This is a genomic window from Streptococcus hillyeri, assembly GCF_041081565.1.
GTDB lineage: Bacteria > Bacillota > Bacilli > Lactobacillales > Streptococcaceae > Streptococcus > Streptococcus hillyeri.
The window spans coordinates 1,682,035-1,706,434 of record NZ_CP163513.1 but is presented as its reverse complement, the minus strand read 5'-3'; the positions used below and the strand labels follow the sequence as shown (position 1 = coordinate 1,706,434).

At 39.3% G+C, this 24,400-nt stretch carries 24 protein-coding genes and 1 other RNA gene; 20 read left to right on the top strand and 5 right to left on the bottom strand.

The window, feature by feature from the left end:
* Window positions 1–64 precede the first annotated feature (64 nt).
* Window positions 65–919 carry a S1 RNA-binding domain-containing protein gene (locus AB6M99_RS08195; RefSeq protein WP_121836396.1) on the top strand — a complete coding sequence of 285 codons (855 nt, stop codon included), beginning with the start codon at window positions 65–67 and terminating at the stop codon, window positions 917–919.
* Window positions 920–1,438: 519 nt separating this feature from the next.
* Here the strand turns inward: AB6M99_RS08195 and AB6M99_RS08190 are convergent.
* Complete coding sequence (locus AB6M99_RS08190; protein ID WP_121836397.1) at window positions 1,439–2,203, bottom strand: DUF2785 domain-containing protein; 765 nt, start codon at window positions 2,201–2,203, stop codon at window positions 1,439–1,441.
* Between the two features lie 127 nt (window positions 2,204–2,330).
* On the opposite strand from AB6M99_RS08190, the gene AB6M99_RS08185 reads away from it, so the two are divergent.
* From AB6M99_RS08185 to AB6M99_RS08165, 5 genes are all read left to right on the top strand, one after another.
* Complete coding sequence (locus tag AB6M99_RS08185; RefSeq protein WP_245962726.1) at window positions 2,331–3,638, top strand: D-alanyl-D-alanine carboxypeptidase; 1,308 nt, start codon at window positions 2,331–2,333, stop codon at window positions 3,636–3,638.
* A 286-nt stretch (window positions 3,639–3,924) separates the two neighbouring features.
* Window positions 3,925–4,434 (top strand): peptide-methionine (S)-S-oxide reductase MsrA, encoded by a 510-nt coding sequence (gene msrA, locus AB6M99_RS08180; RefSeq protein WP_121836398.1) that lies wholly within the window; start codon window positions 3,925–3,927, stop codon window positions 4,432–4,434.
* Window positions 4,431–4,922 (top strand): GNAT family N-acetyltransferase, encoded by a 492-nt coding sequence (locus AB6M99_RS08175; RefSeq protein ID WP_121836399.1) that lies wholly within the window; start codon window positions 4,431–4,433, stop codon window positions 4,920–4,922. The genes msrA and AB6M99_RS08175 overlap by 4 nt, the downstream gene beginning before the upstream one ends.
* Before the next feature lie 12 nt (window positions 4,923–4,934).
* Window positions 4,935–5,150 carry a YozE family protein gene (locus AB6M99_RS08170; RefSeq protein WP_121836400.1) on the top strand — a complete coding sequence of 72 codons (216 nt, stop codon included), beginning with the start codon at window positions 4,935–4,937 and terminating at the stop codon, window positions 5,148–5,150.
* Window positions 5,151–5,164: 14 nt separating this feature from the next.
* Window positions 5,165–5,548, top strand: coding sequence for a RidA family protein (locus AB6M99_RS08165; protein ID WP_121836409.1), 384 nt, complete (start codon window positions 5,165–5,167; stop codon window positions 5,546–5,548).
* Window positions 5,549–6,047: 499 nt separating this feature from the next.
* Here AB6M99_RS08165 and AB6M99_RS08160 read toward each other — a convergent pair whose 3' ends face one another.
* The gene (locus AB6M99_RS08160) at window positions 6,048–7,025 is read right to left on the bottom strand and encodes an alpha/beta hydrolase fold domain-containing protein (RefSeq protein ID WP_369351208.1); all 978 of its coding nucleotides are present in this window, start codon (window positions 7,023–7,025) and stop codon (window positions 6,048–6,050) included.
* A 369-nt stretch (window positions 7,026–7,394) separates the two neighbouring features.
* Here AB6M99_RS08160 and nrdR point away from each other — a divergent pair, with 369 nt between their 5' ends.
* From nrdR to AB6M99_RS08135, 5 genes are all read left to right on the top strand, one after another.
* Window positions 7,395–7,889, top strand: coding sequence for a transcriptional regulator NrdR (gene nrdR, locus AB6M99_RS08155; RefSeq protein WP_121836401.1), 495 nt, complete (start codon window positions 7,395–7,397; stop codon window positions 7,887–7,889).
* Window positions 7,876–9,033, top strand: coding sequence for a helicase loader (locus tag AB6M99_RS08150; protein WP_121836402.1), 1,158 nt, complete (start codon window positions 7,876–7,878; stop codon window positions 9,031–9,033). The genes nrdR and AB6M99_RS08150 overlap by 14 nt, the downstream gene beginning before the upstream one ends.
* Window positions 9,034–9,936, top strand: coding sequence for a primosomal protein DnaI (gene dnaI, locus AB6M99_RS08145; protein WP_121836403.1), 903 nt, complete (start codon window positions 9,034–9,036; stop codon window positions 9,934–9,936).
* 71 nt (window positions 9,937–10,007) lie between these two features.
* Window positions 10,008–11,318, top strand: a complete 1,311-nt coding sequence (der, locus tag AB6M99_RS08140; RefSeq protein ID WP_121836404.1) for a ribosome biogenesis GTPase Der — start codon at window positions 10,008–10,010, stop codon at window positions 11,316–11,318.
* A gap of 297 nt (window positions 11,319–11,615) precedes the next feature.
* Window positions 11,616–11,915, top strand: coding sequence for a VanZ family protein (locus AB6M99_RS08135; RefSeq protein ID WP_369350521.1), 300 nt, complete (start codon window positions 11,616–11,618; stop codon window positions 11,913–11,915).
* A 105-nt stretch (window positions 11,916–12,020) separates the two neighbouring features.
* On the opposite strand, the gene pbp1a is transcribed toward AB6M99_RS08135, so the two are convergent.
* Together pbp1a and recU are read right to left on the bottom strand one after the other, a co-directional pair.
* Window positions 12,021–14,129, bottom strand: a complete 2,109-nt coding sequence (gene pbp1a, locus AB6M99_RS08130; RefSeq protein ID WP_369351207.1) for a penicillin-binding protein PBP1A — start codon at window positions 14,127–14,129, stop codon at window positions 12,021–12,023.
* Between the two features lie 64 nt (window positions 14,130–14,193).
* The gene (gene recU, locus AB6M99_RS08125) at window positions 14,194–14,796 is read right to left on the bottom strand and encodes a Holliday junction resolvase RecU (protein WP_121836407.1); all 603 of its coding nucleotides are present in this window, start codon (window positions 14,794–14,796) and stop codon (window positions 14,194–14,196) included.
* Window positions 14,797–14,999: 203 nt separating this feature from the next.
* Between recU and AB6M99_RS08120 the strand changes: the two genes are divergently transcribed.
* From AB6M99_RS08120 to AB6M99_RS08095, 6 genes are all read left to right on the top strand, one after another.
* Window positions 15,000–16,166 (top strand): IS30 family transposase, encoded by a 1,167-nt coding sequence (locus tag AB6M99_RS08120; protein ID WP_369350352.1) that lies wholly within the window; start codon window positions 15,000–15,002, stop codon window positions 16,164–16,166.
* A gap of 206 nt (window positions 16,167–16,372) precedes the next feature.
* On the top strand, window positions 16,373–16,936 hold the full coding sequence (locus AB6M99_RS08115; protein ID WP_281272443.1) for a DUF1273 domain-containing protein: 564 nt from the start codon (window positions 16,373–16,375) through the stop codon (window positions 16,934–16,936).
* A gap of 89 nt (window positions 16,937–17,025) precedes the next feature.
* The gene (locus tag AB6M99_RS08110) at window positions 17,026–17,427 is read left to right on the top strand and encodes a DivIVA domain-containing protein (protein WP_121835795.1); all 402 of its coding nucleotides are present in this window, start codon (window positions 17,026–17,028) and stop codon (window positions 17,425–17,427) included.
* A 21-nt stretch (window positions 17,428–17,448) separates the two neighbouring features.
* Window positions 17,449–17,814: RNase P RNA component class B (gene rnpB / locus AB6M99_RS08105), an RNA gene on the top strand.
* A 142-nt stretch (window positions 17,815–17,956) separates the two neighbouring features.
* A complete protein-coding gene (locus AB6M99_RS08100) occupies window positions 17,957–19,111 on the top strand; it encodes a class I SAM-dependent RNA methyltransferase (RefSeq protein WP_369350520.1) in 1,155 nt (384 codons plus the stop codon).
* 11 nt (window positions 19,112–19,122) lie between these two features.
* On the top strand, window positions 19,123–20,469 hold the full coding sequence (locus AB6M99_RS08095; RefSeq protein WP_369350519.1) for a cell division site-positioning protein MapZ family protein: 1,347 nt from the start codon (window positions 19,123–19,125) through the stop codon (window positions 20,467–20,469).
* A 90-nt stretch (window positions 20,470–20,559) separates the two neighbouring features.
* On the opposite strand, the gene AB6M99_RS08090 is transcribed toward AB6M99_RS08095, so the two are convergent.
* The gene (locus AB6M99_RS08090; RefSeq protein WP_121835792.1) at window positions 20,560–21,042 is read right to left on the bottom strand and encodes an S-ribosylhomocysteine lyase; all 483 of its coding nucleotides are present in this window, start codon (window positions 21,040–21,042) and stop codon (window positions 20,560–20,562) included.
* A 129-nt stretch (window positions 21,043–21,171) separates the two neighbouring features.
* On the opposite strand from AB6M99_RS08090, the gene AB6M99_RS08085 reads away from it, so the two are divergent.
* The 3 genes from AB6M99_RS08085 (at window position 21,172) to rpoZ (ending at window position 23,881) form a co-directional block, all read left to right on the top strand.
* Window positions 21,172–22,779, top strand: a complete 1,608-nt coding sequence (locus AB6M99_RS08085) for a ribonuclease Y (protein ID WP_121835791.1) — start codon at window positions 21,172–21,174, stop codon at window positions 22,777–22,779.
* A gap of 153 nt (window positions 22,780–22,932) precedes the next feature.
* Window positions 22,933–23,547: a guanylate kinase gene (gene gmk, locus AB6M99_RS08080; protein ID WP_121835790.1), complete on the top strand. Its 615-nt coding sequence runs from the start codon at window positions 22,933–22,935 to the stop codon at window positions 23,545–23,547.
* Between the two features lie 16 nt (window positions 23,548–23,563).
* The gene (gene rpoZ, locus AB6M99_RS08075; protein ID WP_121835789.1) at window positions 23,564–23,881 is read left to right on the top strand and encodes a DNA-directed RNA polymerase subunit omega; all 318 of its coding nucleotides are present in this window, start codon (window positions 23,564–23,566) and stop codon (window positions 23,879–23,881) included.
* The last annotated feature ends 519 nt before the right edge of the window (window positions 23,882–24,400 follow it).

Sequence of the window (24,400 nt, the reverse complement as noted above, 5' to 3'; positions counted from 1 at the left end):
AATCAAAAATAGTAAAGATGAGGAGGTGGTGGTTCCACTTCCTCAATTTTGTAAAGGAAAATAAATGAATAAATTACTTGGAACAGTTATCACTGGATTGGTAACGGATGAAAATACAAACTTTTATTTTGTCCAAAAAGACGGCTTGACGTTTGCCTTGGATAAAAATGAAGGAACACATGCTATTGGAGATATGGTCACAGGTTTTGCCTATAGCGACAGTAAACAAAAGCCACGCTTGACTACCAATGAAATAAAAGCAACTCGCACAACGTATGGTTGGGGAACTGTGACGGATGTCCGAAAAGACCTAGGGGTTTTTGTGGATACAGGTTTACCTGATAAGCAAGTCGTTGTCTCTCTTGATATTCTTCCAGAGATTAAGGAGTTGTGGCCTAAAAAAGGCGATCAACTTTACGTAACGCTTGATGTAGATGCCAAAGACCGTATTTGGGCAATTCCTGCGCAGCCTGAAATTTTCCAAAAAATAGCTGGTCCTGCCTATGATAATATGCAAAATCAAACCTTGAAAGCTATTGTTTACCGTTTGAAATTATCTGGAACCTTTGTGTACTTACCAGATAATAACATGCTCGGTTTTATTCACCCAAGTGAACGTTTTGTAGAACCACGCCTAGGAGAGGTGCTTGAGGCCCGTGTTATTGGCTATCGAGTGGTTGATAGAACTTTGAATCTTTCTGTTAAGCCTAGATCATTTGAAATGTTGGAAAATGATGCTCAGATGATTTTAACTTATCTGGAAAGCAATGGTGGTTTTATGACCTTGAATGACAAATCCTCACCAGACGATATCAAAGCGACCTTTGGCATTTCAAAAGGACAATTTAAAAAAGCTTTAGGTGGATTGATGAAAGCTAAGAAAATCAAGCAAGATCAATTTGGCACAGAGCTTATCTAAGTTAATCTAGAAGATAAAAAGACCAAGTCACTTCACGAGAGGATTTGGTCTTTTATGTTGTCAATAGATTTTTATACTTAACCAAAATCAAAAATTACTTTTTTGCTTCTTTCTTAAAAGTGCGGACGCTCCAAAGGTCTCCCAGACCTTTGGAGGTGGGAAATGAAGCTGACGAAGTCAGTATCACAACCTCCTTTGGAGTTTCATTGCTAGATTTGAGCTTATCTCTATCGCAGTAGATGATTGGCTGTACTTGTCGACGACTCGACAGCGTCCAACCTAATCATCCTTGCGGGGGAACTACTATGAAATTGATTCTCAATTTCTGTAGTTCTCCCAAAAATCCGTTCTTATCAAGCCACTTCCCCTCGCTCTTTTATTTCTGAGCTTGGGCTAAAACTGTCCACTGGACAGTTTCACTAATAAGAATGCCACCACAGCGAAAGAAGCGCTGGGAAATTGATACCTTTATTGGTCCTTGAGTTTGCTCAATATGCTAATTTTGATTTTGGTTGAGTATTAATAGTGTTTGAAAATCGCTTGTTTTAACTCGGCTGTTAAGATGCCTTCTTTTTCACAGGTTAAATAGATTGTGGCTAGAAATGATTTGATATTGAGTGAACAGAAATAGTCTTCTGGCTCTTGTTCGGAATAGTTGAGGTCGGAAATCCATTGCGCTAATATGGTTTGAGTTAATTTTTCAGAGAGAAGGAGTTGGCTAATAACCATGGCTAATCGATCGGCTTCACCAGCTGAAAAGACAGAGATTTGCAGATAGAGGAGTGTGGTGATAGCTTGCCAAACGTCTTTTAAGCGTTCTTTAGGAAAATTATCGTGAAGACTAGTAGCTAATAGGAGTTCGGCACCGTGAGCGATAGCGTGTATCCATCCCAAATCGTTATCGTAGCCACGAGTATCTTTTTCTCGTGTTAGAAAATTTAGTGATAACTCAAATAGTGGTGCTCTGCTATTTTCTAAAAGAGAAAAGTAAGGACTTCCCTGCCAATTGTCACAAGAAATGAGTAGGCTCGTCAGCAAGGCGCTAAAAGATCGTGTTAGTGTATCGGTATGTGTTAGAAGTTCACGTTCGTGAATGTTGTTAGCAAGCCAGATAAATTGTTCAGGACTGATTAAGTGGTGTTCAAAGCCGTGGCAAAAACTGTTGTAAATCACTTCGTCACGTATGGCTGGGTCAGGATGCCCAATGTTATCAAGGCACCAAGAGATTTCGTGATCGGTATAAGGAGACTGACTGTTAAGTTTGTTTTGTAAGAGTTCTTTCATGGAGTATATTATACAATAAAATAGTCAAAAAAACTTAAAATGATTGTTTGAGTTTGAAACCACTTTGAAATAGTTCTGAAATATGATAAAATGAAACTATCTTGAATTTGTACCAAAGAGGTGTTGTGTGAAAAAACGTGTTGTATTACTAGCAGCTTTAGTTGCTCTGCTTTTTCCAGCGACGGTAAAAGCGGATGATATTATGGACATTACTCGTGCGGCAGGTTATGATGTTCTTGAGATTAATCGTCCAAAATCTTCGATAGCTATTGATGGAAAAACTGGGGAGATTCTTTGGCAGGATAATAGTGATGCTCTCAGAGATCCAGCGAGTATGAGTAAGGTGATGACGCTCTATCTGGTATATGAGGCGATTGCTGAGGGACGTCTGACAGAGGAAACGATTATCACAGCGACTGAGACAGATCAAGCTATTGCTCAGATTTATGCTATTTCTAATAATAAAATTGTAGCTGGTGTGGATTATACAGTTGGTGAACTCATTACGATGACGGCTGTCCCATCGTCGAATGCAACAACCGTTATGCTTGCCAATTATTTGTCTAATAACGATGCGGATGCTTTTTTGGATCTGATGAATGCCAAAGCTAAAGAGCTAGGAATGACGAACACGACGTGGAACAATGCTAGTGGTGCAGCGGCAGTAGCGTTTAATGGTTATTATTTGCCTACACGTTATCCTATTGAATTACCAAACGAAACGACTGCGCGTGATTTAGCCATATTAGTTTATAATTTTGTTAAGAAATATCCAGCTATCCTCAATCATACTAAAGATCCAGTCGTTACTGTGAAAGCAGGGACACCATATGAGGAGACTTTTGATACTTATAATTACTCTTTACCAGGTGCAAAATATGGTATTGAAGGGGTTAATGGTCTTAAAACAGGCTCAAGTCCAAGCGGTGCCTTTAATTATATGGCAACTGTCAATCGTAAGGGGCAAGAAGTCATTGCAGTGATTATGGGAGTGGGTGACTGGTCTGATCAAGATGGTGAGTATTATCGTCATCCTTTTGGGAATGCTATTATTGAAAAAGCATACGCTGATTATGAAACGCGTCTCCTATTAAAAGCAGGAGAGCAGGAAATCAATGGACAAAAATACGAACTTAAAGAGGATTTCTATGGTACTTTGAAAAAAGGAAGTACCCCTGTTTACGCTATCGATGAGCAAGGCAACCTGTCGTTGGATAATGGTCTAGAAAGTGTTAGTCCTAACATCACATCGAGCCAAAAGGTGACTAAGGTTGAAAATCCAGTCGCAAAGGCTATTAAGAAAGTTATTCCAGGATCAGCTGACCAAGATGTGACACTTTTTGATTTGTTCTTCAAGAAAGGCTTAATCCTCATACCTCTTTTGGCTATTCTATTGGGTATTGTAGCCGTTGAAGTGAAACGAAAACGCAAATAATATAAGGTATAAAAGAGGTTGGAACAAACCTCTTTTATACCTTATATTTTGGATAGTAATAACAGTTTGACGCATTGGTTGATTGGAAGTCCTAGCCCCTTGAATAGTAAGCGTTAGCGGCCAATCTAATCAACTGTGCGGAGGTGTGACTACGAAGCCGATTTCTTTGAAATCGTAACTTCTGTCACACTCTCTTTTTAAATTGCCTAATAAAGCGACTTTTTGCTATAATGAAACCATTATAAAAGTTTGAAATCACAAAAGAGTTTTTAGAGAGGTGAAAAGTATGGAAAGAGCTATTTTTGCTGGCGGTTGTTTCTGGTGTATGGTGCAACCTTTTGAAGAACAAGATGGGATATTGTCTGTTCGTTCAGGCTACACGGGTGGTCATGTCCCGAATCCTACTTATGAAGAGGTTTGTGCCAAGACGACAGGGCACACCGAGGCAGTTGAGATTATCTTTGAACCAGAGAAGATTAGTTTTGCTGATTTGGTGGAGATTTATTGGGCGCAGACTGATCCAACAGATGCCTTTGGTCAATTTGAAGATCGAGGAGACAACTATCGTCCAGTGATTTTCTATTTTGATGAGCGTCAAAGGGAAATAGCAGAGCAGTCTAAGGCAGCTTTGCAAGCTTCAGGACGTTTTGAACAACCTATTGTAACGACCATTGAACCAGCGCAGCCTTTTTACGAAGCAGAAGAATACCATCAAGGTTTTTATAAAAAAAGCCCTGAGCGTTATAAAGAAAGTTCAGCTATTCGTAAAGCCTTTCTCAAGGATAATTGGAAATGATAACGATTTTAGAATTGACTACCTGCCATTTGGAGCAGGCTGCTCCGCTTTTTGCCTCTTTTAGGTCTACATTAAGACGTTTTAAGAATCGTATGGTAGAGCCTGATTTAGAAGAAGGGCGTGAAGAGTTCGCATACTTTTTAGAAGAGAAATTTCCAGTCTATGGTGCTTTCGTTGAGCATAATCTAGTTGGCTACATCGTTTGTAAAGTTGAAGGTTCCTTGGTTTGGGTAGAACAGATTTTTGTATCTGAGCTTGCCAGAAAGCAAGGGATTGCTACGGCACTTTTTCAAAGGGCTGAGAGGTTATCGCAGTTTTTAGGTGGTGAAACCTTGTTTCATTATGTTCATCCTAACAACCATGGGATGATAGCGTTTTTGAGAAAGCAGGGATATACTGTTTTAAATTTGATTGAAGTTCGTAAACCATTTGAAGGAGAAGAATTAACTCGTACCATTCAAGTGGGAGACGAAACATTTGATTATTGAGGAGAATTGGCATTGAGAAAATCATTTTACACCTGGCTGATGGCTCAGCGTAATCCAAAAAGTCATGAGCCGGTAGCCATCTTAGCTGATTTAGCTTTTGATGAGACAACGTTCCCAAAACATACGGATGATTTTGAAGTTGTCAGTCGTTACTTGGAAGATGAGGCGAGTTTTGCCTTTAATCTGAGTGATTTTGATAAGATTTGGGAAGACTATTTAGGGCATTAAGAAAAAAGGAGATAATTATGAAAACTATTCATACAGATAAAGCCCCTGCGGCTATTGGTCCATATGTTCAAGGAAAAATTGTTGGCAATTTGTTGTTTGCCAGTGGTCAAGTTCCGCTTTCACCAGAGACAGGAGAGATTGTCGGTGATACCATCCAAGAACAAACTGAACAAGTGTTGAAAAACATTGCAGCGATTTTAGAAGCTGCGGGTACTGATTTTGATCACGTGGTGAAAACGACATGTTTCCTCAGTGATATGAATGATTTTGTGCCTTTTAATGAGGTTTATAAAACAGCTTTTAGTTCGGACTTTCCAGCACGTTCGGCTGTAGAGGTTGCACGTTTACCACGTGACGTCAAAGTTGAAATTGAAGTGATTGCTGAAGTTCAAGCATAGGCATTAATAATCGAAATAAACTAAAAACAGTAGCTTAATCAATCTGATTAGCTACTGCTTTTTTATATAGTTAAGTGATGATACTCTCTAAAAATGAATCAATAAAGTTTGGATGGAACTGTTTTTGTTAAGTTGAGGTAGTCATGTTATAGTGTTTTATCTTTAAAATAGTAAACTCGTTTAAGATAAATTGTTTCAGTCACAATGAATTTCCCTTCAACATATGGTTTTTTTATAATATCTTATTGTTGGTATTTTCTGCAATCATTACGAGCGACGAAGTCGCCACAACTAGCACTTTCCGCAGTGGTGATAACACTAAAACTAATTAGTTTTAGTGTGAAGGGGTTGGCAAGACCTAGGCTTGCCAAGAAGGAATGGAACTCTGTAGGAGGTCGCTTCCGCCCCACACCACATTAGGAGAAGTGCTAACAAAAATACTAAATAAAAACTAATTGACTTTAACAGTTGATTTTTGTTAAGTATAAGATTCAGATGATTAGTAGGGATAGGTACCGTTAATAATTTTGACGATTTGGTCTTGAGCTTCAGTTGCTTCTGGAATAGGATAAATAGGGTAAACGTGATTCATACCAGTTTTTTCGATATAGATAATTTTGCTGGTAGCTGTTTCTTTGAGTGTCTTAGCATAATCTCGAATGTCTGGATAGAAGATGTCACGTGTTCCTGTCAGAATTGCAATTGGCGCTAAATGTTGTGTAGGACCATTTTTAGGGCTGACATAGATGTGGTCAGTGTTATCGGGATTTTTAGCCCAGAGCTCTCCGACGCGTTTTAACCCCCACGATGATAAAATAGGATCACTATTTTCGTACTGAGAAATTTCAGAATGACTCATAGTGACATCAAGCCAAGGAGAGAGTAAGACAATTTGTGTAGGTTGTTGCAAGTGGTTGGTTTCATGTTTTAATGCATGAGCTAACCCTAGTGCCAGACCACCGCCAGCAGAGTCTCCCATTAAAATTAAATGATTTGTCTTTTTTAAAATATCATCATAGAGATTCACAAGGCGCGGAATGGCATAATCGTAGCTATAACGCGGTGCTTTAGGGTAAATTGGTAATACGATTTTAGCATCTAATGCTATCGACAAGTTTCGCAACATGCTGATGTGATAGCTAGTTGGGTTGTTGAGATAAGAACCGCCTGCTAGATAAAGAATTGTTTTTTGATTGGAATCGTTTTTATCGTTCCAAGTAAATACCTGCATGTCATAGAGTGTCTCTTGTTTTAGCTCGCCATTAACAGAAGCTTGGTCAAGTTGGTAAGGTTTGTCTGATTGTTCTCTACAGGCATCTAAGTAGTTTTGAAAGCTGATATCGCTTTGCTGTGAATAGTAACTTTTATCACGTTTTAACCAAAAGTATTGCTCAATAAACCAACTTTTCCAAGAACGATCGCTAGCATTTACTGGTGAATGATAAGACAATGTTAGAGCTAATCCAGCTAGAAGCATTGCTGATTTTAGTGATTTTTTCAAGAGTAACTCCTTTAGTAACTGTTAATTAATACAGCATTAGTATATAGAAGGATTTGCGGTTTGTCAATATAGACTAAAACAAAATTTTTGTTTATTTAACTTCAAGGGTTGAAAATCATATTGTGACTTACCTATACTAAGTATAAAAGCTAGTTCGAATACAAGCAGAAGAGTTTGAAATAGTGAAATACTGTCATTATTGAGCCCCAAATGCTGTTAGCTTGAAACTGGAACTAAATAGCGAAAGCGGAGGTAAGCATAGAATGATTGCGTGTCCTACTGCTTTTGTTATTCCGTATTTTGTGGTAGAATAAAGTATTAAGTATCAGGTAAAGTAGGTGAATTATGCGCTGTCCAAAATGTCATTGCAATAAATCAAGTGTGATTGATAGTCGCCAAGCAGAGGATGGGAATACCATCCGTCGTCGTCGTGAATGTGAAGAATGTGCCAATCGTTTTACGACTTTTGAGCGTCTAGAGGAAATGCCTCTTCTTGTGATTAAGAAGGATGGTACACGTGAGCAATTTTCTCGTGACAAGATTTTGAATGGAATCATCCAGAGTGCCCAGAAGCGTCCAGTTTCTAGTAGCGATATTGAAAAAGCGATTAGTCGTATTGAGCGCAAGGTGCGTAGTGACTACGATAGTGAAGTTGATAGTACTGTGATTGGTAATTTGGTCATGGATGAATTGGCAGAGCTTGATGAGATTACTTATGTGCGTTTTGCCAGCGTCTACCGTTCTTTCAAGGATGTCGATGAGATTGAAGAGCTTCTTCGACAAATTACAAACCGTGTAAGAGGTAAGAAAAAAGGGAGTCTAAGAGATGACACCGAATGATACCTTTTCCTACCTTGAAGGGAATCGTCATGCTTATGAGCATCAAAGTCTTGCGCAAGTTTATCAGCCAATTTTAGGAGTTGACGCCATTGGTCTTTATGCTTATTTTATAGCTTTTTGGGACAATGGTATCAGACCGCATAAATTTACTGAGATTTTAAATCATATGCAGTTTGGGATGCGGCGCTTTGAAGAGGCGCTAGCTTTGTTGACGGCTATGGATTTGGTTGCATTTTACCAGACACCAGAAGGTTATCTTATTGATATCCAATCAGCCTTGTCAAGTTCTGAATTTTTAGAAAATCCTGCTTATCGAAGATTATTGGAAAAGCGTATTGGCGAGGTAGCTGTCAGAGAATTGATGACGAAAATTCCTGAAACAGCTCGTAATTTATCTAAAAAATTCTCGGAAGTTTTTACAGGTATCGAAGAAACGAATGTTAAGCCGCAACGTCAATCTAGTTTTCAGTGGGAATTTTTTAAACAGCGCATGCAGTCAGAAGGTTTGCGTTTAGAAAAAGAAGATGAGGAAGTCATTGAGCTTTATAATTTGGCTGAAAAATACCACTTAACCTGGTTTGAGTTGTATAAGGTGGCTAAACAAACGGCTTACCGTCATACGATTTTGCCCAAACGCATCAAAATTTTTCTAGAACAAGCGCAGCAGCCAGCAACGTCATCTGATTTTACCAAAGAAGAATTTGAATTGTTGGCGAAATCTAAGACGCAAAGTCCAGCTGAAATTCTCGGAGAGATTAAAAAAGCTCGTAAGGCTGTTATCACTGCGGATGAATGGCGTGTTTTAGATGAACTTGTTGCTATGAATTTCTTGGATGATGTGATTAATGTGATGGTGATTTATACCTTGGCAAAGACCAAGTCTGCAAACCTTAATAAAACTTATCTGATGAAGATTGCCAATGATTTTGCCTATCAAGAGGTTACTAGTGCAGAGGTTGCCATCAGCAAAATGCGCAGCTTTGACCAAAGGAAAAAAGAGAGCAGCAAGAGTGCTAAGCAAGTAAAATCTAATGTTCCTGATTGGAGTAATCCAGATTATAAGAATGAGACGACGCCTGAGGAGAAGGCGAGGTTGGAAGAGATGAAGCGAGAAATGCTTGCGCGTTTAGGAGGGAGTGAGTAGATGGAAAAAGTTGGACAAACTATAGAGCGCAGTCAGCACTTACACCGAGCAGTAACTGATGACTTGATGCGTGTGATTTTAGCTGATTCTGAGGTGGCAGACTTTATTGCTCGCCATCAGATGACTTCTGAACAGATTAAACGTAGTCTCCCGAAATTTAATCAGTATCGCAATGAACGTGCGAAATTTGAAGCGGGAGATGCTAGTTATCTTGCCAAAGGCTATCAACCAGTTCTCTTTATGAATGAGGGTTATGCAGATGTCTCTTATCGTGAGACTGCTGAGCTGAAAGCTGCTCAAAACCAGCAGGCGATTGAAAATCGTATTAATCTGGTTAGCTTGCCAAAAACTTACAAGAAAATTACCTTTCAAGATGTTAATCTTGATGATGTGAATCGTATTCAGGTTTTAGATGACTTGACAACATTTGTCGCTGACTATCCACAAGCTCAGCAAAAAGGACTTTACTTACATGGTGATATGGGGGTTGGAAAATCCTTCATGCTTGCTGCCATGGCGCGTGAATTAGCGGAGAAAAAAGGTGTTTCTACGACATTTTTACATTTTCCAAGCTTTGCCATTGATATCAAAAATGCCATCAATACCGGTACTGTTAAAGAAGAAATTGATGCCGTGAAAAAATCACAGGTATTGATTTTGGATGATATTGGTGCAGAACAGTCAACCTCATGGGTACGTGATGAAGTTCTGCAAGTGATTTTACAGTATCGTATGTTGGAAGAGTTACCAACCTTTTTCACATCGAACTACAGTTTTTCTGATTTAGAGAAAAAAATGGGAATGATCAGAGGTTCGGATGAGACTTGGCAAGCCAAACGTGTGATGGAACGCATTCGTTTTTTAGCGAAAGAAGTACATCTGCGAGGTGAAAATAGAAGATAATGTTACAGTCATAAAATTGTTGATGACATGTGACAGTAATTTAGAAGAAACAAAATATTTAAAGGAGAATTATGGCTTTACCTACAGTTGCCATTGTTGGGCGTCCCAACGTTGGTAAATCAACACTTTTTAACCGTATCGCTGGTGAACGCATCTCTATCGTTGAAGACGTAGAGGGTGTTACTCGCGACCGCATTTATACAACAGGAGAGTGGCTCAACCGCCAGTTTAGTCTGATAGATACCGGTGGTATCGACGATGTGGATGCGCCGTTTATGGAGCAAATTAAGCATCAAGCAGACATTGCGATGACAGAAGCAGATGTGATTGTTTTTGTTGTTTCTGGAAAAGAAGGGGTAACGGATGCCGATGAATACGTATCTCGTATCCTTTATAAGACCAATAAGCCTGTTATTTTGGTTGTCAATAAAGTTGATAACCCTGAAATGCGAAATGACATTTACGATTTCTATTCACTTGGTCTAGGTGATCCCTATCCAGTATCCTCTGTACACGGTATTGGTACGGGTGATGTTTTAGATGCTATTGTGGAAAATCTTCCGACCGAGCGTGAGGAAGAAAATCCAGATATTATTAAATTTAGCTTGATTGGCCGTCCAAATGTTGGTAAATCAAGTCTCATTAATGCTATTTTAGGTGAGGACCGTGTGATTGCTAGCCCTGTTGCAGGAACAACACGCGATGCGATTGATACTAACTTTACAGATAGCGAAGGTCAAGAGTACACTATGATTGACACCGCAGGTATGCGCAAATCTGGTAAGGTTTATGAAAATACTGAAAAGTATTCTGTCATGCGTTCAATGCGAGCCATTGACCGATCTGATGTCGTATTATTGGTGATCAATGCTGAAGAAGGTATTCGTGAATACGATAAGCGTATTGCTGGTTTTGCCCACGAAGCGGGTAAAGGGATTATCATTGTTGTTAATAAATGGGATACCCTTGAAAAAGATAATCACACGGTTTCTCAATGGGAAGCAGATATTAGAGATGGTTTCCAATTTTTAAGCTATGCACCAATTATTTTTGTATCAGCTGTGACTAAACAACGCTTGCATAAATTACCAGAAATGATTAAGCGTATCAGTGAAAGCCAAAATAAACGTATCCCATCAGCTGTCCTTAATGATGTAATTATGGATGCGATTGCTATCAATCCAACACCAACAGACAAAGGAAAACGCCTTAAAATCTTTTACGGCACACAAGTTGCGGTTAAACCACCAACATTTGTTATCTTTGTTAATGAAGAAGAATTGATGCACTTCTCTTATATGCGCTTTTTGGAAAATCAAATTCGTGCTGCCTTTGGTTTTGAAGGAACACCAATTCACCTCATTGCACGTAAACGTAAATAGATAAGAGAAGAGAGTGGGACAGAAGTCATGATTTCGAAGAAATTGACTTCGTCGTCCCACCTCCGCACAGTTGATTAGGATGGCCGCTAACGATTGCGTAGCAAGGGTTTAGGACCTCCAATCAACCACTGCGTCAATCTGTTATTACCATTAAAAATAGAAGGTTGAGATATTTATGTCCCAACCTCTTCTTTAGAAGGAATTATGAAAGCGATTGAAAAGATTTTGATATTTCTTTACATTACAGTCTTAACCTAGGGAATTCTTCTTAAGTTTCGGATAGGTCTGCCTTGGCCGATGGAGTACCGCTCCCTTAATCTTATTCCCTATGCTGAAATAGCACAAACAGTAGGAAGTCAAGCGATAGACTGGCGAGAAATTGTTTTTAATATTGTTGCCTTCACGCCTCTAGGATTCTTTTTGAGAAATAGCAGAGCAAAAAGATTACTTGTAACAGCTATTTGCCTAAGTTTAGTTTATGAAGCTACTCAATACCTATTAGCGATTGGGATGGCTGATATTACAGATGTGATTCATAATATTTTAGGAGCTTATCTGGGATTCTTGATGGGAAAAGTTCTCAGAAAAAATCACTAAGGATATCATTGAGAATCAGTCGTTGATTAACTTAGGATGACCGTTAGAAACTATAATAAAAAAAAGCAGACTGGATTTTCCAATCTGCTTTTTTCGATACTCAATTTAGTTTCTATTAGTAGAAGTTATTTCATTGGTATTGGTTGTTTGGCTGCCTGTATCATCGAGAGTGCTTGATTCGGTCACTGATGAGCTTTCAGAAGTTTCTGATTCGCTAGTGCTAGAATCGTCGGTTGTCTCTTCATAATAATTGTAGCTTGGAGTGGCATCGCTAAGGTAGAGGTAGCTACCGCTACGATAAAGCCCATCTGGCATTGTCCAATCTTTATTATAACCACCGGTTAAATAAGTCATCATTTCGCGATAGACATCAGTAGCAATGGATAACCCTTGGCCATATACAGGGGTGAGACGGTTTTTATAACCAGTCCAAACAGCCATTGAATACTGAGGAGTATAACCAACAAAGCTTTCATCTGGAGCCATGAGTCCCACGTTCCAATTAGTTAAACCGAGATTCTTTTCAATGGCAGCAAGTTCGTCATCTGTATAGTTAGATGTTCCTGTTTTTCCAGCTTGATGCACGCCATAAATTTGTGCACTAGTTCCAGTACCAGAGTAGAGAACGGTTTTTAGCATATCAGTCATCATATAGGCTGTTGTTTCTTTCATGGCACGATTGCTCTTAGCTTTATAGGTTTTACTTGAACCGTCGCTGAAGGTGATTTTATTAACATACTGAGGTTCGTAGTAGATACCACCGTTGGCGAAAGCAGCATAGGCAGCAGCCATTTTTTCACTACTTGCACCATATTGCTGATCCGTACTTGATGTGGAACTAGAAATGGCATTTGAGTAGTAAAGTTCAGGATAAGTAATTCCTAATCCAGCCAAGAAGTGACTCGCTTTCTCTAAACCAGTTGCTTCTAATGCTCTTACAGCTGGAATATTACGCGATTGCATGATAGCAGACTGCATTGTCATCCAACCATAATACTGACGGTCCCAGTTATGGATTTGCGTTTTAGTGTTTGGCCAGTAATAGAAAGAGTCGTTTAAATTTTGCGCAGTTGAAGTATAAACCTCGTTTTCAATGGCTGGGGCATAATCGGTGATAGGTTTCATGGTTGAACCCCAGTCACGATCGGTTAACACTGCCTGGTTTGAACCAAAGGTAATATCTTCTTGTTGGTTACGAACACCAAGCTGAGCAATAACGTGACCATTGGTAACATCCATAACAGTAGAGGCTACTTGAAATTCCTCATCAGGATAGGCAACGTATGTGTCTGTGTTGTAGATGTCGTATAGATATTCCTGAGCGGCACTATCAACGTTTGTGTAGACCTTAAGCCCTGAGTTGAAAATGTTAAGGCCTGTTTGTTTTTGAACCTCAGCGATAACCTCTGTCAAGTAATTATCATAGTATTTAGGGAAACTTGTGGCAGGTTTTAGGGCTTGTAAGCCATCGTTGACGGGAGTTGCGACAGCGCTATCGTATTCCTCTTTTGTGATGTAGTCATGACGATACATTTGGGATAATACAATGTCACGGCGCTTAGTGGCTAGCTCAGGTTGTGTATAGGGGTCGTATTGACTTGGTGCCTGAGGAATACCAGCAAGTAAGGCTAATTGGGCAACGGATAGCTCGGTTAAATCTTTACCAAAGTAAGATTTAGCTGCGGTACGCATACCGTAGTTTCCATTTCCCATATATACCTTGTTGATATAGAATGTCAAAATTTCTTCTTTTGTAAATTGACGTTCCATTTGCAAGGCTAACCAAATTTCCTGAATTTTTCGCTTAATAGTACGATCTGATTCGGCAGTTGAAAAGTAAGCTAACTTAATAAGCTGCTGATCAAGTGTTGAACCACCTTGAGTCGTATCATTAGTCAGGTTATGCCAAACAGATCCTAAAATACGATAAATATCAATTCCGCGGTGTTGAAAGAAACGATGGTCTTCGATGGACACCACCGCATTCACCAAGCCGATAGGGATATTATCTGAAGTGACGAGTTCTCGTTTTTCGGTACCCAAATCGGCAATCAGGTTGTTGTCTTTATCGTAAATCAAGCTAGAACTTGTGGCCTGCAATTTTTCTTGAGAAAGTTCCGGAGCTTGGCTGGCATAGAAAGCAAACAGACCACCACCTGCCAAAACGGCTAAAATGATAATACTAAGTAGACCGATTGTTAAGTAGCCTAAGATTTTTTTCCAAGGACTTGAGTTCTTAGTTCTGGAAGGTTTTAATTTTTTTCTTGCGTTTTTGATGCTAATCACCGCCTAAAATATATTTATCTATGATATCTAAGTAAGGAACCTGAGGAAAGGCACCTGTTTCTATGGCGAAACCATTTTTTCTGATATAATCAAGAGGCATAGACTTGCTCCCTTGGTCAATCTGATAAAAATCAATCAGAGGTTTCGCAGGGAGAAGGTAAGTCTCTTGGAGACTGGAAAAGTGAAGGAGAACGAAGCAGATACCGTCTTGTTGTAACACATTTGCCATATGTTCAATCTGGTGATGATGGAAGTTTTTCATAGGCATCGCCGTTTTTTGACGGGTTTCTTTAGCTTCAAAGTCAATGTAATATCCTTTATAAACGCCCGAATAGTCAGTCGTTGAGGCTTGTCTAAAGTAGGCTTCAACAATTTTTGCTCGACTACGTCTAGGATAATCAACTCTTACAATTTGAATCGGGGTAGGTTTTTTATGAATGACCGCCATGTGACGAGACAAGTAATAGTCATTAGTGGCATTGATTGCAGTTTCAAATGACATACCGCGATTAGCAAAATCAATAGTCTTATGGCCCAGCTTATTTTGAGTGGCAGAATGACTTCTTCTGTTGAGCTTATTGGGATAATTAACCATAACCCTCCCTTGATTTTTTCACTTATATCTTATTAATTATAACATAATTTAAAAAAGGATGACAAATAATGACTGCATTTTTAGTGACTGGGTAATTTCCCAAAGTAATTTCCACTTTAGCTTTCGAAGTGGAAATTAGTCTAAAACGGATTTTTATGGTGGAATTAAGTCTGAGACGTTTGTGTTAGAAATGAGTCCTTACTATGACAAAATATAAACACCTTACCCTCTCAGACCGCAATGACATCCAACTTGGCTTAGAACGTGGAGAAACCTTCAAAGCCATTGGACAAACTATCCTAAAAGATCCTACTACCGTTTCCAAAGAGGTCAAACGTAACAGACAGGTCAGAACCTCTACCAGTGATGGGCTTCCTTGCCCTCTCATTGATAAATCCCCATTTGTCTGTAACGGATGTCCTAAGAGAAGACAAAATTGTGGCTACAAGAAAATCTTCTACCTCGCTAAACAGGCTCAAAAACAATACGAACAAACCCTCGTTGAGGCTCGAGAAGGAACACCTCTCAACTCTCAAACGTTCTGGGATATGGATAAAGTCATTTCTGATGGTGTGAAAAAGGGACAACACATCTATCACATCCTTAAAACGCATAACCTTGATGTCAGTTCCTCAACCGTCTATCGACACATCCGTAAAGGATACCTTTCTATCGCTCCTATTGATCTGGCTAGAGCTGTAAAATTCAAAGAAAGGCGCAAATCTATCCTGCCTTCTATCCCTAAAGAAGCTAAAAAAGGGCGTTCTTATGAGGACTTCCAAAACTACCTGACACATAGACAACTGACCTCTTGGCTTGAAATGGACACCGTTATTGGACGGGTTGGCGGAAAAGTATTACTCACCTTCAATTTGTCTTTCTGTAACTTTATCTTCGCTAGACTTCTGGACAATAAAACCGCTCTTGAGGTCGCTAAACACTTCTATGTCATCAAGAACACACTTTATGAGGCTGATAGAAATTTCTTCGATGTTTTCCCTATCATTCTTACAGATAATGGCGGAGAATTTGCCAGAGTTGATGACATCGAGATGGATATCAGAGGTGAGATTAAACTATTCTTTTGTGACCCTAATCGCTCTGACCAGAAAGGAAAAATTGAGAAAAATCACTCCCTTATTCGCGATATTCTACCAAAGGGAACTTCTTTTGATAACTTAACTCAGGACGATATCAACCTAGTCTGTTCTCATGTCAATAGCGTGAAACGCGCTGCTTTGAATGGGAAATCAGCTTATGAGCTCTTTACCTTTACCTATGACGAAGAACTGGCTAAACTTCTTGGCATTTCCTTAATTCCCGCAGAAGACGTCTGTCAGTCCCCAAAATTACTCCAACATAAATTCTAAAAACTAATCTAAATATAAGCCACTCAAACGTCTCACACTAACTTCCACCATAACGGAACTTAATCTGAAACGCTTTCAGATGAGGGGATTTTGTGTACCCTTTTTTCACCTAAATTCGCCTAAAAATGCAATAAAATCAACCATTATAAAAACCAGTGGAACTTACCCTGACACGGATTTCCACTGGTTGTTAGAGGTTTTATCAGATTAACTTCCACTTTAACAGACGGTGGAAGTTAGTTTGGGAATTTAGCTTTTTAGTGACTGGCTATAAAAATATGGAGCTGGGAATTTTTCAAGACAAGGATCAACGCATTGACATTATCAAAAAAGTTATCAAAAGAGATCTGATAAGGTTGGCTGAAGATGGTGTTGATTGGCTTATTTTTACGGGAAACTTAGGTTTTGAATATTGGGTGCTGGAAGTCGCAAAAAGTCTGAAAGAGGACTATGGTTTTTCTCTTGCTACAATCTTTCTTTTTGAAAATCAGGGTGAAAATTGGAATGAAGGCAATCAGGAAAAATTAGCGCACTTTAAGGCGGTTGATTATGTCAAATATGCCTTTGAGCGTTACGAAAATCCCAGTCAATTTAGGCAATATAATCAATTTTTATTGAACAATACCCAAGGCGCTTATATCTTCTATGACAGTGAACACGAAACATCCTTAAAATACCTTTATGAGTTGATGACTAAGAAAGAGGACTATGAGTTAAAAGTTCTTACGATAGACACTTTAGATGAATTTGTATCAGATTTATATGATTGAGTGTAATAACTTGATTTTTCGATAACTTTTAGGTAGTATAGATTTGATAATGTTTTGATTAATTAATAGTGATGTATGGAGTGTGTGTTATGGCAAAAATTATGTTAAGTCCTAAAGATATTTTTGAGCGTGAATTTAAAATTGTTCTTCGTGGATACGATAAAGATGAAATTGATGAATTTTTAGATGAAATCATTAAGGACTATGAAACCTACGAAGCACAGTTACAAGCTCTTCGTCAGGAGAACGAACAATTACGTGAGCAGTTCAAAAATCAAATGGCTGAAACAACGCCTCTTGCGCCTGAAACACAAGTCTTTACAACACCACTTGAATCAGAACGCGTGCAACCAGAACTTTCTCCGTATACGAGTGCTCATAATCAGCTAAATGATTTAACGCGTTTGTCAGCGTCTGTGACGAATTTTGATATTCTTAAACGTATCAGTCGCTTAGAAAAAGAAGTTTTTGGTAAGCAAATCGTTGAATAATCACGGTAAGTTTAGAGTGTAATTTTCGGATAATCGCATGAAAAACAGGTTTTTTCATGAGGAAAGTCCATGCTAGCACGAGCTGAGATGCTCGTAGTGTTTGTGCTAGGTGAAACAATAAGCCTAGGGACGCCATTGGCGTTACGGCGAGGAAAAGGGCTAAGTCTTTGATATGCCTTAGTACCTCTGAAAGTGCCACAGTGACGGAGTTTTTATGGAAACGTAAAAAATGGAACGCGGTAAACCCCTCAAGCTAGCAACCCAAACTTTGGTAGGGGCACGAGATAGCTGGAAATGAACGGACTATCTTGACTGGAAACAGTAGACAGATGATTATCGAAGGAAGTGGTACCTAGTCACTTCTGGAACAAAACATGGCTTATAGAAAATTGCATATAGGATGGGATTAGGACAGCTGTTCTAGTCCCCTTTTCTTGTGGTATTTCTAAAAGAAACGTAAAAGGATTTTAATCTTATAAGTCTCTATTTATGCTATAATAGAGCTAATAATATGTGAATAAGGAACAAGATGAAAGAAAAATTTAATTTAATTGCCACAGCGGCGGCGGGACTAGAAGCGGTCTTTGGACGCGAAATTAGAAATTTAGGTATTGATTGCCAAGTAGAAAATGGGAAAGTCCGTTTTACAGGAGATGTTAAAACTATCGCAGAAACTAACCTTTGGTTACGTGCAGCGGACCGTATCAAGATTGTTGTTGGAATTTTTCCAGCTAAGACATTTGAGGAGCTTTTCCAAGGTGTTTTTGCCTTAGATTGGGAAAATTATCTTCCTTTAGGGGCTGCATTTCCGATTTCTAAGGCCAAGTGTGTTAAGTCAAAACTTCACAATGAACCTTCTGTCCAAGCGATTACTAAAAAGGCTGTGGTGAAAAAACTTCAAAAGCATTTTCATCGTCCTGAGGGTGTCCCCTTGATGGAGAATGGACCTGAGTTTAAAATTGAAGTTTCCATTCTTAAAGATGTTGTGACTGTTTTGATTGATACGACGGGAACAAGCCTTTTTAAACGTGGTTACCGTACGGAAAAAGGTGGTGCACCGATTAAAGAAAATATGGCAGCAGCGATTCTTCAGTTGACCAACTGGTTTCCTGATAAGCCCTTGATTGATCCGACCTGTGGTTCTGGGACCTTCTGTATTGAGGCGGCCATGATTGGGATGAATATTGCCCCTGGGTTTAACCGTAGCTTTGCGTTTGAAGCTTGGCCTTGGGTTGATAAGGATTTGGTACAAAGCGTACGCGACGAAGCTGAAAGTAAGGCAAATTATGATATCGAATTGGATATCATGGGATGTGATATCGATGCACGGATGGTCGAAATTGCCAAGAAAAACGCTGAAGAAGCGGGGCTTTCAGATGTCATCACCTTTAAACAAATGCGCCTTCAAGATTTGCACACAGATAAGATTAATGGTGTTATCGTTTCAAATCCTCCGTATGGAGAACGCTTATTGGATGATAATGCGATTACGGTTCTTTATCGTGAAATGGGAGAAACATTTGCCCCTCTCAAAACGTGGAGTAAATTCATTTTAACGAGTGATGAAGCTTTTGAGACGAAATATGGTTCAGTTGCTGATAAAAAACGAAAACTATACAACGGAACGTTAAAAGTTGATCTTTACCAATATTATGGAGAAAGAGTGAGACGCCAACAAGCGTAGAAAGGAAGACTATGTCAGAGAAAAACACGGCTGGAGAACCTCAAGGTAAACTTAATTTTGAGCAGGCCAAAGAGATGACCATTGAAGAAGCTGTCCGCAAAGAAGCGGAATTGAAAGTTGGCATCACTGAGAATGATTCGATTCTAGACAAATACATCAAGCAAAATCGTGAAGAAGTTAATTCTCAAAAATTTGAAAACACGCGTGATTTATCAGAATTGCGCCATCAAAATGTTGAAAGCTTGGTTGCGGCTCAACAAGAGAATTTAGAAGAAACAAAAGAGTTAGATCAAAAACAAGTTGATGAAGAAATTACCTCTAAGACTGAAGCTATTCCAGTCAGTGTTATTGACAAGACTGAAGAGTTTGGGACTTCTAATGCTTTAGATGGAAGAATTGCTCTTGGTGAGGAAGAGTCAGCGAAGCCATTTTACAAGAAAAAGGGACTATGGATAGGTACAGTGCTTACTTTAATTTTGGGAGGCTCTGCTATTACTTATGGTATGCTTCAAAACAATTCATCACAGTCTACTAAGGAAACAGTGACGCAAACGGAAAGCACAACTGAAGCCAAGCAAGAGGTGTCTAAGAAGGAAAAACAAAACCTTGAAGCCTTTAACAAGAAATATGCTGCATTTTTTGTAGATGAGGGCCAGTCAAAACTAAAAAATAGTGAATTTGGTAAGGTGTCAGAGCTAGAAAACTTACTCAAAGCCTTGGAGGGTAGTAGCTATTACAATGACGCTAAAACGAAGTTTGAGCGTTTAAATAAATCAATAAAAGCCGTACAAAGTGTTAATGATAAATTCGAAAGTGAAGCCATTGTTGATGGTGAAAAAGTGGTAGCTAACCTAAAAAGCAATGCTAGTCTAGATGATTTAACTGCAGCAACGTTGAATACAGGAAATGCTACTTTAGATACGCTCTTACAAGCAGTTGTAGCAGAAGCGCGTTCGAATACAGGCGTTTCTGGAAATACTAATGGGGCGGCATCAGCACCGGTAACAACACCAGCTCAGGCGGCACCTGCTTCAAGCATTTATGGTATCACAAATTATGATGTTAACACGCTGCAACGCCAGTTGAGTCGCGTGCCTTATAATTTTGACGTGATTGCTGATACTAATAATCGAGCTTGGACATTTAACGAGGGAATTCTTGAAAAAATCGTCGCAACGGCTCAAGAGCGTGGTTACATTACAGGTAACGATTATATCTTGGAAAAAGTTAATATTATCAACGGTAACGGTTACTACAACATGTTCAAACCAGATGGTACCTATCTATTTTCAATCAATTGTAAAACAGGCTACTTTGTAGGAAATGCCAAAGGTCATGCTGATAACCTAGACTATTAATAGTCGTTGAAAAAGACAAAAACGAGCGCTCCGAAGAGGCTCGTTTTTGTCTTTTTCAACGATTGCTATCACATGATGTTATTGGTGATATTACACAAGGTTTCTTTCAAAAGCGTTATCTGAGATGCCTTGTGATAGGATGAGTTTTGCCCACTCTTTAGCAGCAAAGAGGCTGTGATCTTTGTAATTGCCGCATGATTCGATAGTCGTTCCTGGCACATCTTCCCAGCTGGTCACAGTTGCGATTTCTTCTAAACTTGATTTGAGAACCTTTGCGATGGTTGTGGCATCAACCTGCCCCCACATGATAAGGTGAAATCCTGTACGGCAACCGAATGGTGAGCAGTCAATCATACCGTCGATACGTTGGCGAATGAGTTTTGCAAGCAAGTGTTCAATGGTATGGAGCCCAGCAGTCTCAATAGAATTTGTGTTTGGCTGGACAAGACGAATGTCAAAATTCGTAATCACATCACCAGCAGGGCCTTTTTCTTCAGAAATAAGGCGGACGTAAGGGGCTTTTACAATCGTATGGTCAAGCTCAAAGCTTTCAACAATAACTTCTTTGGTCATAGGTTTTCTCCTAAAAATTATTTTCTTCTATCATACCATAAAATCAATTTTTAGATTGTGAAACGCTTTATTTTATGATAAACTTAAATATAGTTTTGATTGAAAAAACTAAGAATAAGAGGTGAACAAATGTTAAATATTGTATTAGCAGTTGTTTCTATCCTCGTCGGTTTAATGATTGGTTATGTAGGCATTTCAGCTAAGATGAAATCTAGCAAAGAAGCTGCAGAACTAACCCTTCTCAATGCAGAACAAGATGCTGTTAATTTACGTGGACAGGCAGAGGCAGAAGCTGAGCATATCCGTAAAACGGCAGAACTTGAAAGTAAAGCTCATCGAAAAGAGCTCTTACTAGAAGCAAAAGAAGAAGCTAGAAAGTATCGTCACGAAATTGAGCAAGAATTTAAGTCTGAGCGTCAAGAGTTGAAACAGATGGAGACACGTTTGAGTGAGCGTGCCTCTTCACTTGATCGTAAAGATGAAAGTCTGGTCAGCAAAGAGAAACAGCTCGAATCAAAAGAGCAAAGTCTAACAGATAAATCTAGAAATATCGATGAGCGTGAGGGACAATTAGCAGAACTCGAAGCTAAGAAATATGCCGAACTTGAACGTGTAGGCAATATGACCATTGCAGAAGCGCGTGAGGTTATCTTGACTGAGACAGAAAATAACTTGTCTCACGATATTGCAACTCGCATCAAGGCAGCAGAGCAAGAAGTTAAAGACCGTTCAACCAAGACAGCAAAAGAATTGTTAGCGCAAGCGATGCAACGTATTGCAGGTGAATACGTGACGGAACAGACAGTGACAACAGTCCACTTGCCAGATGATGGCATGAAAGGTCGTATCATTGGTCGTGAAGGACGTAACATTCGCACCTTGGAAAGTTTGACTGGGGTTGATGTCATCATTGATGATACACCAGAAGTTGTGACTTTATCAGGGTTTGACCCAATTCGTCGTGAAATTGCTCGCTTAACTCTTGAAGCTTTAATCGCAGATGGTCGTATCCATCCAGCGCGTATCGAAGAGTTGGTTGAGAAAAACCGCAATGAGCTTGATAACCGTATCCGTGAGTATGGTGAGGCGGCTGCTTATGAAATTGGTGCTCCAAACCTACACCCAGATTTGATTAAGATTATGGGACGTTTACAGTTCCGCACTTCTTATGGTCAAAATGTACTGCGCCACTCAGTCGAAGTTGGTAAACTAGCAGGTATTTTGGCTGGTGAACTCGGTGAGAATGTTGCTTTAGCCCGTCGTGCAGGTTTCTTACATGATATGGGTAAAGCCATTGACCGCGAAGTTGATGGAAGCCATGTTGAAATCGGAACGGAGTTTGCTCGTAAATACAAGGAGCACCCAGTTGTTATCAATACTATTGCAAGTCACCACGGCGATGTCGAACCAGAATCAGTTATTGCTGTTATTGTAGCGGCGGCTGATGCTCTTAGTTCAGCTCGTCCAGGTGCACGTAACGAATCAATGGAAAATTACATCAAACGTCTTCGTGACTTGGAAGAAATTGCGACAGGCTTTGATGGTGTGCAACAAGCATACGCCCTTCAAGCAGGACGTGAAATTCGTATCATGGTACAACCTAAGAAAATCAAGGATGACCAAGTTACCATTATGGCACATAAGGTTCGTCAAAAAATTGAAGATAACCTTAACTATCCAGGAAATATTAAAGTTACTGTCATTCGTGAATTACGTGCAGTTGACTATGCTAAATAGACAGGAAGCCGAAAGGCTTTTTGTTTTTTAGCGGTTCTCTTCTTGAAAAATAGTCACGATTTTGCTACAATAATAGGAACTAATATGAATGTTTTTGTTGCAGATTTGTGATGGTTATTGCAGTCTGTTATTTTTAGAAGAGGGATTTTTACAATGTCTGAACGTGGCTTATTGATTGTCTTTTCAGGACCATCAGGAGTTGGTAAAGGAACTGTGCGTGAGGAGATTTTCTCAACACCAGACCATAAATTTGAGTATTCAGTGTCAATGACAACTCGTCCTAAGAGACCTGGAGAGGTTGAAGGGAAAGATTATTTCTTCCGTACTCGAGAAGAATTTGAAGAGTTGATTAAAAACGGTCAGATGTTGGAATATGCTGAATATGTAGGAAACTACTATGGCACACCGCTGACTTATGTTAATGAAACTTTGGATAAGGGAATTGATGTTTTTCTTGAAATCGAAGTTCAGGGAGCTCTTCAAGTTAAGAAGAAAGTGCCAGATGGTGTCTTCATCTTTTTGACGCCACCAGATTTGGAAGAACTCAAAGATCGTTTGGTTGGTCGTGGAACAGATAGCGATGAAGTGATTGCTCAGCGTATTGCCCGTGCTAAAGAAGAGATTGCATTGATGCGTGAGTATGACTATGCAGTGGTTAATGATGAGGTACCATTGGCAGCTGAACGTGTGAAACGTCTGATTGAGGCGGAGCATTACCGTGTAGAACGCGTCATCGGAAAATACAACGATATGATTAAAGATATTTAGAAAAGAGACTACGATTATGATGTTAAAACCGTCAATTGACAAATTATTGGATAAGGTGCCTTCAAAATACTCACTTTGTATTTTACAGGCAAAGCGTGCGCACGAATTGGAAGCTGGTGCAAATCCTACTCAAGGATTTAAGTCTGTTAAAAACACTCTACGTGCCTTAGAAGAAATTGAATCAGGAAACGTGACTATCCACCCAGATCCTGAGGCAAAACGTGCTCAAGTTCTTGCTCGTATCGAAGCAGAGCGTCTGGCAAAAGAAGAAGAAGAACGTAAAATTAAAGAGCAAATTGCTAAAGAAAAAGAAGAAGAAGGAGAAAAAATCTAAGATATACTATCTTGGATTTTTCCTTTATATCAAGAAGTTGTCCAATTCAGATAGTTTTTGTTTTGGAAACGTATAAGAGATAAAAACCAAGTTTTTTGCCGAGACTTAAAGATATAGTGTTTTAGCTTTAAAATAGTAAACTCGTTTAAGATAAATTGTCTTAGTCACAATGAATTCCCCTTTAGCGTATGGTTATTTTATAATACTTATTGCTGGTATTTTCTGCAATCATTACGAGCGACGAAGTCGCCACAACTAGCACTTTCCGCAGTGGTGATAGAGAGTGGGACAGAAGTCATGATTTCGAAGAAATTGACTTCGTCGTCCCACCTCCGCACAGTTGATTAGGATGGCCGCTAACGATTGCGTGGTAGTAAAATAGTCCAGTGGACTATTTTAGGTGGACACTTGAAAATGAAGAAGTGTCCAGTTGCAGACCTCCAATCAACCACTGCGTCAATCTGTTATTACTATTAAAAATAGAAGGTTGAGATATTTATGTCCCAACCTCGTGGGGGT